Origin of the sequence: Chitinophaga ginsengisegetis, assembly GCF_900168065.1 — a bacterium.
In the GTDB taxonomy this organism is placed as follows: Bacteria; Bacteroidota; Bacteroidia; order Chitinophagales; family Chitinophagaceae; genus Chitinophaga; species Chitinophaga ginsengisegetis.
On the sequence record NZ_FUZZ01000005.1, the window covers coordinates 93,404 to 105,720 of the forward strand.

General features: G+C 47.1%; 12 protein-coding genes and 1 tRNA gene. 5 read left to right on the forward strand and 8 right to left on the reverse strand.

Annotated elements, in window-relative coordinates; all coding sequences use genetic code 11:
- Window positions 1-13: 13 nt before the first annotated feature.
- The 7 genes from urtE to B5Z18_RS26485 all read right to left on the reverse strand — a co-directional run bounded on the left by urtE (window position 14) and on the right by B5Z18_RS26485 (window position 8,037).
- The gene (gene urtE, locus B5Z18_RS26455; protein WP_200817365.1) at window positions 14-727 is read right to left on the reverse strand and encodes an urea ABC transporter ATP-binding subunit UrtE; all 714 of its coding nucleotides are present in this window, start codon (window positions 725-727) and stop codon (window positions 14-16) included.
- Window positions 724-1,479, reverse strand: a complete 756-nt coding sequence (gene urtD / locus B5Z18_RS26460; protein WP_079472568.1) for an urea ABC transporter ATP-binding protein UrtD — start codon at window positions 1,477-1,479, stop codon at window positions 724-726. The genes urtE and urtD overlap by 4 nt, the downstream gene beginning before the upstream one ends.
- A 1-nt stretch (window position 1,480) precedes the next feature.
- Window positions 1,481-2,560, reverse strand: coding sequence for an urea ABC transporter permease subunit UrtC (gene urtC, locus B5Z18_RS26465; protein ID WP_079472569.1), 1,080 nt, complete (start codon window positions 2,558-2,560; stop codon window positions 1,481-1,483).
- Between the two features lie 11 nt (window positions 2,561-2,571).
- A complete protein-coding gene (gene urtB / locus B5Z18_RS26470) occupies window positions 2,572-4,215 on the reverse strand; it encodes an urea ABC transporter permease subunit UrtB (protein WP_200817366.1) in 1,644 nt (547 codons plus the stop codon).
- A gap of 53 nt (window positions 4,216-4,268) precedes the next feature.
- Complete coding sequence (urtA, locus tag B5Z18_RS26475) at window positions 4,269-5,576, reverse strand: urea ABC transporter substrate-binding protein (protein WP_079472570.1); 1,308 nt, start codon at window positions 5,574-5,576, stop codon at window positions 4,269-4,271.
- A 45-nt stretch (window positions 5,577-5,621) separates the two neighbouring features.
- Window positions 5,622-6,911 (reverse strand): porin family protein, encoded by a 1,290-nt coding sequence (locus B5Z18_RS26480; RefSeq protein WP_079472571.1) that lies wholly within the window; start codon window positions 6,909-6,911, stop codon window positions 5,622-5,624.
- A 532-nt stretch (window positions 6,912-7,443) separates the two neighbouring features.
- Window positions 7,444-8,037, reverse strand: a complete 594-nt coding sequence (locus B5Z18_RS26485; protein WP_079472572.1) for a 2OG-Fe(II) oxygenase — start codon at window positions 8,035-8,037, stop codon at window positions 7,444-7,446.
- Between the two features lie 177 nt (window positions 8,038-8,214).
- On the opposite strand from B5Z18_RS26485, the gene B5Z18_RS26490 reads away from it, so the two are divergent.
- The 3 genes from B5Z18_RS26490 (at window position 8,215) to B5Z18_RS26500 (ending at window position 9,766) form a co-directional block, all read left to right on the forward strand.
- Window positions 8,215-8,583, forward strand: a complete 369-nt coding sequence (locus B5Z18_RS26490) for a YccF domain-containing protein (RefSeq protein WP_079472573.1) — start codon at window positions 8,215-8,217, stop codon at window positions 8,581-8,583.
- Window positions 8,584-8,646: 63 nt separating this feature from the next.
- Complete coding sequence (locus B5Z18_RS26495) at window positions 8,647-8,847, forward strand: hypothetical protein (protein WP_079472574.1); 201 nt, start codon at window positions 8,647-8,649, stop codon at window positions 8,845-8,847.
- 244 nt (window positions 8,848-9,091) lie between these two features.
- Entirely contained in the window at window positions 9,092-9,766 is a 675-nt protein-coding gene (locus tag B5Z18_RS26500; protein WP_079472575.1) for a nuclear transport factor 2 family protein, read from the forward strand.
- Window positions 9,767-9,789: 23 nt separating this feature from the next.
- On the opposite strand, the gene B5Z18_RS26505 is transcribed toward B5Z18_RS26500, so the two are convergent.
- Window positions 9,790-10,368 carry a YdeI/OmpD-associated family protein gene (locus B5Z18_RS26505; RefSeq protein WP_079472576.1) on the reverse strand — a complete coding sequence of 193 codons (579 nt, stop codon included), beginning with the start codon at window positions 10,366-10,368 and terminating at the stop codon, window positions 9,790-9,792.
- 116 nt (window positions 10,369-10,484) lie between these two features.
- Here B5Z18_RS26505 and B5Z18_RS26510 point away from each other — a divergent pair.
- Window positions 10,485-10,557, forward strand: a tRNA-Lys gene (locus B5Z18_RS26510).
- 250 nt (window positions 10,558-10,807) lie between these two features.
- Window positions 10,808-12,067 (forward strand): site-specific integrase, encoded by a 1,260-nt coding sequence (locus B5Z18_RS26515; RefSeq protein ID WP_079472577.1) that lies wholly within the window; start codon window positions 10,808-10,810, stop codon window positions 12,065-12,067.
- Window positions 12,068-12,317: the final 250 nt, after the last annotated feature.

The window sequence follows — 12,317 nt, forward strand, 5'->3', positions numbered from 1 at the left end:
ACGCCCGGTAGTATCATACCGCAATATGTTTTTCCAGTTCCGAGTGCTTCAGCTCTTCCGCGGTACCATCCAGCACCATCCGGCCACGATCCATAAAATAGTAATGATCCGTTACCTGGTTGGCAAAGTCTATTTTTTGTTCCACCAATAATACAGATAATCCCTTTTGCTGTACCAGCTGTTGCAGGATACTGCCAATTTCCTGCGCAATGGAAGGTTGTATACCTTCTGTAGGCTCATCGAGCAGCAGGAGGGAAGGGTTGCTGACCAGCGCCCTGGCAATAGACAGCTGTTGTTGCTGTCCGCCGCTGAGGTTACCGCCTGCGCGTTTGCGGAAATCTTTCAGGATGGGAAACAGGCTGTAGATCTCTTCTTCGGGGATCTTTGCTTTCCGGTCGGGATGCGCTTCCAGCCCCAGCAGCAGGTTTTCGTACACCGATAGCCTGGGGATAATTTCCCTGCCCTGCGGTACGTAAGCAATGCCGGCCTTTGCTTTTTTATGCGGCGGCAGCGCTGTAATGTTTTCGTTATTGAAAAGGATACTGCCTTCCTGTGCGGGCAGCAGCCCCATAATAGTTTTGAGCAGGGTGGTTTTCCCTACGCCATTGCGGCCCATCACCGTGGTAACGGCGCCTCTTTTTACGGAGAGGGTGGTGCCGCGCAAAATGATGCTCTGTCCGTATGCGGCAGAGATATTGTTAACAGTCAATACCGGTGTGTTCATCATAATGTTTCAAGTTGAGCGTTAGTACGGCCTAAGTAGCAATCTATTACCCGCTGGTCATTCTTAACTTCCGCGAAAGTGCCTTCCATCAGTCGTTTGCCGCGAACCAGTACAGTCACCAGTTCGTTGGCTATCTGTTCTACAAATTTCATATCATGTTCAATCACAATAATGCTGTGCGCTTTGGATAACTCCAGCAGCAGCGCGCCGGTTTTCTCCGTTTCTTCGTCACTCATGCCGGCGGCAGGTTCATCTATCAGCATCAGGGTGGGGTCCTGCAACACCACGATGGCAATTTCCAGCCACTGCTTTTGTCCGTGCGAAAGATCGCCGGCCAGTTTATACATCACGTTGGTGAGCGATAATTTCACAGCCACGCTATGTATCCTGTCGGCCAGCGCTGGTGTGGATTTGAAGAAGAGGGAAGAAAAGATATCTTTCTTCATTTTGGCTGCCAGCAACAGGTTGTCGTGCACCGTTAGCCCCGGGAATACTGATGGCTTCTGGAATTTACGGCCTATGCCGGATTCTGCGATCTTTACTTCAGTTTTCCCTAAGATGGATTTGCCGTTGAAGAATATTTCTCCTTTGTCTGCTTTTGTTTTTCCGCAGATGATATCAAGGAAGGTGGACTTACCCGCTCCATTCGGACCAATGATCACACGTAGTTCTTTATCGCGCAAGCTGAAATGATCCAGGTTCAGTGCATGTACACCGCCAAATGATACCGCCAGGTTGTTTACGTTTAGTAGCATATCAGTGGGTAGTTTGAGGTGTTTTAAACCGGGTAGGGGAAAATCGTTGTTTGATACTTTCCAGCAGACCCATAAATCCTTTGTCGAAATATAATACCGTGATCACAAACAGGAAGCCCAGTATAAACAACCACGAATCCGGGAACAAACTGGTGCAGATGCTATAGAGGAAGTTCACCAGTAAAGCCCCTAGCACGGCGCCTTTCAGATTACCCCTGCCGCCGAGTGCCACCCACATCACCATTTCTACCGATGCCTTTACATCCATACGGCCGGGTGTGATGATACCTGTTTGCGGCAGGTATAACATACCGCCTACGGCGGCTAACAGTGCCGCCACTACGAAAACAGCCAGCTTGTAATCCACTACCTTATAGGCTGCATAGCTGATGCGCGATTCGCTGTCGCGGATGGCCTGCAACACTTTCCCGAACTTGGAGTTGGTAATCCGGTAACAGAAAAAGTAAGCGGCACACAATACCGCAAAGGAGATCATGTACAGTGCCAGTTTTACGGAAGATGAGGACAGGCTGTAACCCAGCAGGGTGTTAAAATCGGTAAGACCGTTGGTACCACCAAGATTGGTTTCATTCCGTAAAAAGATGAGCCACATCGCCAGCGTAAGCGCCTGCGTGATGATGGCCATGTACACGCCTTTGATCCGGCTTCTGAACAGCACAAACCCTATCACAAAAGCAAAGAGGGCGGGGATCAGCAGGCATAGCGCCAGCGACCAGCCAAAGGAATGAAACGGTTGCCAGAATAACGGTAACGTATCTATTTTATTCCACGCCATAAAGTCGGGCAATACGGCGCCCGCCGCTACTGTTTTCTTTAGCAGCAGATGCATGGCAATGCCATAGCTGCCTAAGCAAAAGAAGAACGCCTGGCACATGGAAAGGATGCCGGTATAACCCCAGATGAGGTCAATACCCAGCGCCGCTATGGCAAAGCAGAAGTACCGCCCCCAAACGGAAATGGTATTCACGGATAAAAGCCCCGACAGGTAACCTGCCGGCAACAGGATCGCAAAAATTGCGATGAATAAGATATAATACAGTGGATTGTTTTTCGTTTTCATATGCCAGGTTTTTAATCTTCCGCAACGCGGCCTTTGTCAGGAAATAAGCCTTTGGGTTTATACTGCATGAACAGCATAATAAACACCAGGATAAACACTTTGCCGTATACCGCCTGGAAAAAGGACTCTGATATTTTGGTGAAGAAGCCAATGCCCAACCCGGAGAAGATAGTGCCGGCGAGTTTGCCCACACCTCCTGTTACTACCACCAGGAAAGAATCTACAATATAAGTTTGTCCCATATCGGGCACCACGTTGCCAATCAGTGTAATGGCGCAACCGGCCAGTCCGGCCAGCCCGGAGCCAATAAAGAAAGTGATGGATGCCACGCGCCTGGTTTCTATGCCCAGGCAGGCGCTCATCTGCCGGTTTTGTGTAACCGCCCTGATCTGTAATCCCAGCCTGCTGCGATAAAGCATCAGGTATGTGAACACTACCATCAGCAGCGTTAGCACAATAATAAAAATGCGGTTATAGGGTAAGGTGAGATGTGGAGATACCTGCCATCCTCCGGACAACAGCTGCGGGGTTTTCACCGCCGTAAGATCTCCGAAAAGTAAACGGGCCGTTTGTATCAGTATTAAACTAACGCCCCACGTTGCCAACAGGCTTTCCAGCGGTTTGGCATACAGGTGGCGGATTACCAGCCGTTCCAGTATCCATCCCATTGCGCCGGCTATCATGAAAGAAAGTGGCAGTGCGGCGAGGAAGAAGAGATCTGTTTGTGGTATGCCCAGTGTATGGGTAAAAAATACCTGCGTGCAATAAGTGGTGTAGGCGCCTATCATCATAAACTCGCCGTGCGCCATGTTAATGATGCCTGCCAGTCCGTATACAATAGAAAGCCCCAGTGCAATCAGAATAAGGATGCTGCCAAGACTCAACCCGCTGAAGAAATTCTGGATCCTTTGCAGGCTGTCGTAGCGCTTCTCCAGGCTGATGGCCTGTGCTGCGGCATAGTGGGCCGTTTCCTGGTTTAAGAACCCGGCTTTGGCGTAGTTCCGCAGCAGCACGGGTGCATTGTCGCTCCAGTTGTCGCCGATACTATCTATATACGCTTTGGCGGCGGCGGTGCTGGTGGCGCTGTATAAGCGGGCGGCGTAGAGTACATCTTTACCGGTACGCCGTGCATCGGCATTGGATTCCTTTGCCAGTGCGGCCTGCAGGATGCTGAGTGTGGCGCTGTCGCCGGTATTTTTCAGCTGTGTATATGCCAGGATCCTTTTTTGCGCATCGTTGCTGAAGAGGTTCAGCAGCGGCGCGATACCTGCCAGTTGCAGCCGGTCGGCGCGCGGAATGTCTACCGTTTGCAGGGCGGACAATGGTAACAGCAGCGGTTGCCCGCTGCTGTTGGTAAGGAGTATATTATCGGGATAAAGGGAATAAAGCCGGTAGGTTCCTTCTCCGGTCGGTTTGCTGTCCACCGTTACCGCTTTATGATCCAGCAGGTACAGCTTTTTATCATTGATCGCTATCAGCAAAGGAAAGGTGGCCGGTATCCGGAGAGCGGCCAGTCTGCCAATAGCTTGCGTGCGCACGGAGTCGTTGGGTGGTTGCAGCAGCTGTGCGGTGTAAATGGAAGCGCTGTCCTGTGCTGCTACTTTTAGCGGCAGCAACAGCAAGCAGCACATCAGCATCCGTAAGGAGATTTTCATCGCGTCGTATTTGATAAGTTGGAAATAGCCTGTCTTTTGTAAAAGGTATCCGCCTATTTTTTGGCGTAAGTACCGTTGTGGTTTACCCAGTCGCAATCTTTATCAGGAGAGGTTAACGGCGACCATGGTTGCGGATCCACGAGCCCTTCAGATTTCCAGATGATATCAAATTGTCCGTCGGGTTTTATTTCGCCGATCACTACCGGTTTTGCCAGGTGATGATTTCTGGGGTCCATTTTAACCAGTCCGTCGGGAGAAGGGTAATCCAGTCCGTATAATGCGTTGCGTACTTTTGATACATCGAAGGAACCTGCTTTTTCAGCGGCTTTAGCCCAGAGATAAACACCGGTGTAAGCCCAGCAGATAGGGTCGTCTGTTACTCTTTTATCGCCGCCGGGTAGTCCTTTTTTCGCGCAGAAGGCTTTGAAGTCGGCTACAAACTTTTTGTTTTCGGGCAGGTCGTTCGACTGGAAGTAGTTCCATGCTGCGAGGTGTCCTACCAGGAATTCCGTGTCCATAGAGCGGAGCTCATCTTCTGCCACAGAAAAAGCCATGATGGGGCAGGTAGCGGAAGAAAGGCCCTGGTTGGCGAATTCTTTATAGAAAGGCACATTGGAATCGCCGTTGATAGTAGAAAGGATACAGGCTTTACCATCTGCTGCAAAGCGTTTTACTTTAGAGATGATGGTTTGATAATCCTGGTGGTGGAACGGCGTATATTCTTCAATGATATTTTCTTTCGGGATGCCTTTGGAAAGCAGGTAGGCTTTCAGGATTTTGTTGGCGGTGCGGGGAAACACATAATCTGTTCCCAGCAGGTAAAACTTTTTATAGCCGCCGCCTTTTTCGCTCATGAGGTATTCCGCCGCCGGGATCAGTTGTTGGTTAGGTGTGGCGCCAGTGTAGATCACGCTGTTGGAGCATTCTTCCCCTTCATATTGTACCGGGTAAAAGAGGAGGCCATTGTTCTGCTCAAATACGGGCAGCACTGATTTACGGGATACGGAGGTCCAGCAGCCAAATACGGCAGATACTTTTTTATCGATCAGCAGTTCTTTGGCTTTTTCTGCAAACAGGTCCCAGTCGGACGCCGGATCTACAATCACCGGTTCTATTTGTTTGCCGAGTACGCCGCCTTTGGCATTGATTTCATCTACCGCCATTTGTACCGCATCTCTTAAAGATACTTCAGAGATGGCCATTGTGCCGCTGAGGGAGTGGAGTACGCCTATTTTAACTGTTTCTTTGGCAGTGGCAGAGTCGCTGCTGCCGGCTTTCCCGGCGCTGTTATTACAGGAAGAAAAGAGTGCAGTAGCGCCGAGTAGCAGGATGGGTAGTTGTTTCAGGAAAGCGTTTCTCATGTGTTGTATTATTTTATAAAGAAGATGAATGAATGCGTATGTCCTTTAGAAAATGAAGAATTGTGCCTGTAGCCAGAGTTGTCCGAATGTTTTTTTCGTGTAGTCGTCGGCGATAGCAGTAGCTACGTTGTAGGTACGGGTGGTGTAGGAGAGGCGCAGGTTGGTACCGGTGCCATTGAAGAAGTAGTTGAGTCCGCCGCCCATTACGCTGCTGGAGTTTATCTTATCAAAATTGGCAGGCTTAACGGCGCCGGCTTGTGCGGCATCGGCGCTTACGTCCTGGTTTTCGTACCTGATCCAGGGCTGCAGTTTTGTTTTTTTGAAGTAGTAGCCGAGTTCCAGGAACTGAACGGTTTGTTTAGGGATGAGGGTGGCAAAGGAGTATTTGGAATCCAGTTTGGTGCCACCGGTCATATATTGGAACGCGGCGTTTACAGTGATGGAGCCGGCGTTGCCCAGGGGATGATCAAAGAACACATCTGTGCTGAGGTTGTAGTAGGTAGCCTGTGCATCGACGCCAGCGCCCCATGCCAGGGTTTTGCCGTTGCCCAGTTTGGTACCGGCGTAGTAGTAGTCCTTTTCCGCATCGAGGAAGTTGTATGCCACGCGGCCTACGGTACGCAGAGGCGCGCCGCCATCTACATTACGGCCGGTGAAAACACCAAGCCGGTATTCCAGTTTATCGTTGGCAAGGAATCCGCGGGCGTTGATTCCCAGGTCGCGGCCAAAATTTCCCTGCAGCGGACTGTTGGCAAACAGGTTATAAGGGTACTGGAAGTAGGTGAAGTCGTTGGCCATTAAACCGGCGGCGCCCTGTAGTCCGTTACGGTTGTTGGACACCAGTTGCATCCCTGCTACGAGCTGGAAGGCGTTGGTAAAAGTGTATTCCAGTTGCGCGTCCAGTATGATGGGGGATACCTTTACATTCTTCTCTCCGTTGGATTGTATGCCGATGGGAGAAGGGATTTCCGTTTCCATAAAGAAGCTGGCTTTTTTCGTAAGCTGACCACCTACGAGCACCCTGGCGCGATAAATGGAAAATCCCTTGTTCCAGTCTTTCGCTGTTTTATCGTTACTGGGAGCACTAAACCCGGTTTGTTCGCCGGAGGCGAACATATGAACAATGGCGCCTACCTGGATAGAGGGCTTAAATGGTAAGTCGGATGCCTGGAAAAGGGTGATGGCTTTTGCGCTGTCGTTGCTGGTATTTAAAGAAGCGGGGAGTTCAATTAAGTAACTGCCTCGTTTTTTCTTTTTAGGGGGATCGTTGTTTTCGGCTTTCGCAATAAATGGAGCAGCGGCAAGTATGAAGGCAAATGTGGCTGACAATTTCATAAAATAAGTAATTAAAAATTAGATAATGTACTTAAGTACTTTTTTGGTTGATCGATCAGTATACTTAAGTATAAAAGTAGAAGATTAATTTACTTAATTCATATAATTTTTATGAAAATGGCCAAAATTTGTGTGAAGTGCTGATAATAAATGTATATATATTTTATTGTAATATAATTTAACGCATAGGTTATTACTTAATTAAGTAGATTGATTTATAGTGTATTAGGGAATGGTAAGAAGAACCAGCCATCATTTATACCTGTCTGCGATTTCTTCTTACTATTAACATTATATAATTATATTATATAAATTAAGAAAGGGTGGTACCGGTAATGAAACAGTGTGTAAAGGCTATTGCTGTAATACTCAAAAGGTATGGAACCGGCAGGCGCCATTATAGGATAAGCCGTAGATAAGCCGTATATGAGCCGTATGTAAGCCGTAGATAACCTGTACCTATAGAGATACGGCTTATCCATGACTTATCGGTGTTTGCGTTATGGGTGTAATAGGTGTACCGGGGGGATCGTCACCGTTTCAGCCAGCCGGTGATGCTTAATCTGGGTTTATTGGTGAGTTGTACTTCATGCTCCAGTTCACTGCTTTTAAAGAAAACGGTTTTTCCGCTGCTGGGGTCTACCTGTTGCGCATCGCCATTGGCGTGGTAAATAGACAGCTGTCCGCCATCGGCGGGTAGCCAGCCGGCATTGAGGTAAATGATCATGGAATACTGCCGGCTGTCGTTGTTACGGAACTGATCCAGGTGTTTCTTGTAGAAACTCCCCGTTTCATACAGGGTGTAATGAAACTCGTACCCGGTAATGCCGGTGTAGCAGGATTGGTTCAGGTAAGCCACAAAGGCGTCCATCACATCAAAGAAAGCATTTTCATGCGCGTTGTTGTGTTGCCTGTCGAGCCAGTAAATAATATCCCCGCGTACGGATTTGTCCTGGTTCACCAGTGGTTGGTTGCCGGTGCCTGCCGCCAGCATGCTTTTTTCGGAGTGAAGATGTAACAGGTTTTCTTTTAAGTCGTTGGAAAGCTGACTGCTTAAAAAATTTTCTGAGATACCTACTTTGCTTTCAATGAAGCTGTTAATTAATGTGTCAAAGGCCTGTTGCAAAAAGAGGGCGTGCTTATAGGAACAGAATTATCCCTATTCCGGTGAAGGTAGCTGGAATAAAAAGATTTTATTTCAATATTTTTCTCCCGGTAGTTATTTCTTCTCTGTTAAATCGTTTTTTAGGTAGAAGTTATCAAGTGTATTCCAAATGTCCCTTAACCTTTTTACATTTGAAAGATGAACTTAATTGGTAACATCATCTGGCTCGTCTTCGGAGGCTTTGTTGCGTTTATACAGTATATGGTCAGCGGCTTTCTGCTCTGCCTCACGATTATCGGTATTCCTTTCGGGTTACAATGTTTTAAGATAGGCTTCTTTACCTTGCTGCCATTTGGTCGCCAGGTGAGGGATGTGCCGGGGCAAACGGGTTGTCTGGCTACGATCTTCAACATTATATGGATCCTGATCGGCGGTGTGTGGATTGCGCTTACGCACCTGTTTTTCGGCCTGTTGCTCACCATTACCATCATCGGCATTCCCTGGGGCCGGCAGCATTTTAAGCTGATGAGCCTTAGCTTCACGCCCTTTGGAAAGGAAATTTTCTAACGGTTGTGTATGCCGCTGTTGGCATGACTATTGGATTTCTGTTTCCGGACTAAAACCTGAAATATGAAAAAGATATTGTTTGCAGCAGCAGCTGTAGGTACTGCAGCCTCCCTGGTTATCTTATATCTCAGAAAACGTCAGCAGGGACAGGATTTACTGGAAGATGCGAAAGATTCCGTAAAGAAATCTGCCGGCACTATGCGCGATTACGTACGTAAAGCGAAGGCAGAAGCCAATGGAATTTATAGTAATGCAATGGGGTAAATCAGATAACTTTTTGAAAAAGCGTGTCCGGCCACCGGGCGCGCTTTTTTTATCCAGTTGAAATTAAGTCCGGTTGATTCCCCGGAAAACACTAGGTTTACGGCATATTTACTTTCACTACATATCTCCTCCCGATTACCCAAAATCGGTCTTTCCCGGAAAGGAACAGGGTTTCCTTTCCCTGATATTTCTATTCTATTTTAATACAAACAGGTGCTTACGGCACATTTAACCAGGCAAATACATGTCATCAATATCCAATAAGGCCATTGTACTGGCCGCACTCAGGCGCCTCATCGGGGAGCGCAATACCAGCGTAATAGACACTTATCTTCATGATTCCTATATTCAGCACAGTCCTATGGTAAAAGACGGCAAGGCCGGTTTGCTGGAAGCACTGGAGCAGCTGAAGCAGCAGCCCGCGCCTGCGGAGGCAAAATCGCCTGTAGTACGCACCATCGAAGACGGGGATTATGTAATGCTGCATATGGCTGTAGCGTTTATGGGCAAAAGTGTGGCCATTGTGGATCTTTATCGCCTCGAAGAGGGGAAGCTGGCGGAGCACTGGGACGCCACACAGGAGCAGCCGGAGAATGCTTCCATAACAGAAGGCGCCACAGAAATCACCGACCTGCATCTCACGGCAGGTAATAAGGCAATTGTGGAACAATACTTCCGGAAGCCTGACGTGGCGCTCCTGTCGCCGGATTATCGCTCGCACAACGTGAATACCCCCGGATTGGCAACCCGCAGGGTTCACCGCATTATAGGAGAGGGGAACTTTGTAATGGTGCAATCTTCCGCTGCGGATGTTGTTTGTTACGATATATACCGCTTACAGGAAGGATTGCTGGCGGAACACTGGCAGGTAGCGCAGGCCATTCCTGAAAGGATGCCGCATAATAACGGCATGATATAGTTTTTTACAGCTGGAATGGCCGGTCAGTGAAACTTTTCCTGCCGTTCCAGCTTTGCAATGAAATCGACAATACGCTTAGCCCTTGTTTCAGGCTTTTTCGCATTTTGTAACCGGAAGTAGATAGCGAATTTATTTTGCTTGTTCAGGGTTTCAAAAAAAGCAGCTGCTTTTTTGTTCTTCTTTAGTGCAGCCATAAAGTCGTCCGGTATGGTTGCTTCACTTTGGGTAGCATATGCTTTTTCCCAGCGGCCATCGGCCTTAGCCAGTTCCACCTGGCGGATACCTGCAGGCTTCATTTTTCCTTCTGCAGTAAGGCGTGCGATATGTTTGGTATTTCTTTCCGACCAGATGCTCTTTGGGCGTCGTGGTGTGAACTTCTGAATATAAGAGGTTTCATCAACAGACTTCGCCATGCCATCGATCCATCCGTAGCAAAGTGCTTCTTCGAGTGCCTGGGCGTAATTAATGGAGGGGATTTTGGAATCTTTTTTATACATGCGGAGCCAAACGCCATCTTCCTGCGTATGGTGCTTAGCCAGCCATTTCTCCCATTGTTGCTGGGTTTCGAAGAAAAGTTCGGGTAGTTCTTTAGGAGTTGCCATAGGTATAAAGATATGCGTTTGATCAGCGTGTATGCATGGCAGTTAGTATTTTTTTTCAGAAAAATTTGGAAGTTTTAAATTAATTCATACTTTTGCGCTCCCATTAGATGAATAACGATTCCCTAGCTCAGTTGGTAGAGCAATACACTTTTAATGTATGGGTCTTGGGTTCGAGTCCCAAGGGGATCACAACAAAGAATACAAACAGTATCAAAGCCGCATAAATCGCACGATTTACGCGGCTTTTCTGTTTTGGGACTACAAAGGTTTATCATTCAAAACGAAGGTGAATGGTAACATAAAAGGTTACACCAGCAATACTTAAATTTAGTGTAACCTTTCTCTCTGCAATGCTTCACTGATCAGGGTTTTAGGACTTCAAACCAAAACAATTAACACCAAACAACACCACAAGTGTTAGCCTAAAACCACAAACAAAATGAAAGTCAGTCAAGAATTATCAATTTCATTCTGGTTAAGGAAGGACAACAAGAACCCCGCCGGCAAAGCAACTATTATGTTGCGCATTATCATCGATGGACAGAGGGATGGTTTCTCGCTGGGATACCAGGTGGAACCGGCGCGGTTCAATAATAAAGCGGCCGAAGTTGCCGGCAAATCGATGGAGGCCATCGAGATCAATAAACATATTCTTCATGCAAGGGGAGAGCTGATCCGGCATTATAACCTTCTGAAGACGCATGGCCCCACTATTACCCCTACCATGCTGAAGAATGCCTATCAGGGTGTAGGCATTGAGAAAAAGACCTTAATACAGGTCATCGACTACCACAACGCAAAATTCAAAGAGAAAGTAGAGAAGGAAAAACGATCAGATGGCACGCTAAAGAAATGGTACACCACGAAGGAAAAGCAGGTTGCTTTCCTGAAGGCGGTATTCAAAATGCCAGATATTCCGCTGGAACGAATTGAGTATGCGTTTGCAGAGGACTTTTTCGATCATATGACCCTTACAGAAGGTATCCAGGATAACACCGCCATGAAATACCTGAAAAATACCAAACAGGTCTTAAAACTGGCGGTCCAAAGAAAATGGCTAAGTGTGAATCCTCTGGAGGATTATGTATGCACCTATGTAAACCCCGAACGTGATATCCTGAATATGGAAGAACTGAGTATGCTATATTATAAAGACCTATGGATTTCCCGCCTGCAGGAAACCAAAGATTCCTATCTTTTTATGGCACTTACCGGCTACGCTTATAAAGATGCACTAATGTTGAGCCCCGACAATATCGCTAAGTTCTTTGATGGTGAAGACTGGATTATAAAGAATCGTGAAAAGACCTGGTGCCGTGAAAACGTTCCCTTGTTACCCATCGCAAAGGAAATTATTGCCAAATACAAAAATCATCCCTTCTGTGTAGCCAACAATGTTCTTTTGCCTATTAAAAGCAATCAGCGTTTCAACGGTTATCTTAAAGAAGTGGCGGACATTTGTGGTATCAACAAAAATCTTACAACTCATACAGCCCGGCATACCTTTGCAACAACCGTTACACTGGCTAACGGTGTGCCGTTGGAAACTGTGAGCGCTATGTTGGGACATAAATCAATACGCACCACACAGATCTACGCGAAGATTGTTGCCAGTAAAGTGAGTATTGACATGAAGACCCTGAAAAATATCTTTAATCTTTCACTGCCAGACTCCCTCATGTCCGCAGCTGTAGCTTAACTGAGTTGTCAGGGCAGAAATATTATTTAGTTTCTGCCCTGATATTTATTGATATTTATCAAGAATCAGTATTGACATATATCAAGAATTAAAATTGATAAATGTCACAAAATGGTTTGCATAACAAATGCATAACAACAACAATACACCCAAAAGTATTTCTTGCAGGCATCGTTTGAATCCCGGAATATTAACCCAGTCATGTGAAAGGGTACGACCAATCATTTGGACAACCCTAAGGCGTGCTTAC

What these genes read in the sequence shown, in the direction of transcription:
- urtE (WP_200817365.1), bottom strand. Translation starts at nt 727, where the DNA reads ATGATGAACACACCGGTATTGACTGTTAACAATATCTCTGCCGCATAC.
- urtD (WP_079472568.1), bottom strand. Translation starts at nt 1,479, where the DNA reads ATGCTACTAAACGTAAACAACCTGGCGGTATCATTTGGCGGTGTACAT.
- urtC (WP_079472569.1), bottom strand. Translation starts at nt 2,560, where the DNA reads ATGAAAACGAAAAACAATCCACTGTATTATATCTTATTCATCGCAATT.
- urtB (WP_200817366.1), bottom strand. Translation starts at nt 4,215, where the DNA reads ATGAAAATCTCCTTACGGATGCTGATGTGCTGCTTGCTGTTGCTGCCG.
- urtA (WP_079472570.1), bottom strand. Translation starts at nt 5,576, where the DNA reads ATGAGAAACGCTTTCCTGAAACAACTACCCATCCTGCTACTCGGCGCT.
- B5Z18_RS26480 (WP_079472571.1), bottom strand. Translation starts at nt 6,911, where the DNA reads ATGAAATTGTCAGCCACATTTGCCTTCATACTTGCCGCTGCTCCATTT.
- B5Z18_RS26490 (WP_079472573.1), top strand. Translation starts at nt 8,215, where the DNA reads ATGAACTTAATTGGTAACATCATCTGGCTCGTCTTCGGAGGCTTTGTT.
- B5Z18_RS26495 (WP_079472574.1), top strand. Translation starts at nt 8,647, where the DNA reads ATGAAAAAGATATTGTTTGCAGCAGCAGCTGTAGGTACTGCAGCCTCC.
- B5Z18_RS26500 (WP_079472575.1), top strand. Translation starts at nt 9,092, where the DNA reads ATGTCATCAATATCCAATAAGGCCATTGTACTGGCCGCACTCAGGCGC.
- B5Z18_RS26505 (WP_079472576.1), bottom strand. Translation starts at nt 10,368, where the DNA reads ATGGCAACTCCTAAAGAACTACCCGAACTTTTCTTCGAAACCCAGCAA.
- B5Z18_RS26515 (WP_079472577.1), top strand. Translation starts at nt 10,808, where the DNA reads ATGAAAGTCAGTCAAGAATTATCAATTTCATTCTGGTTAAGGAAGGAC.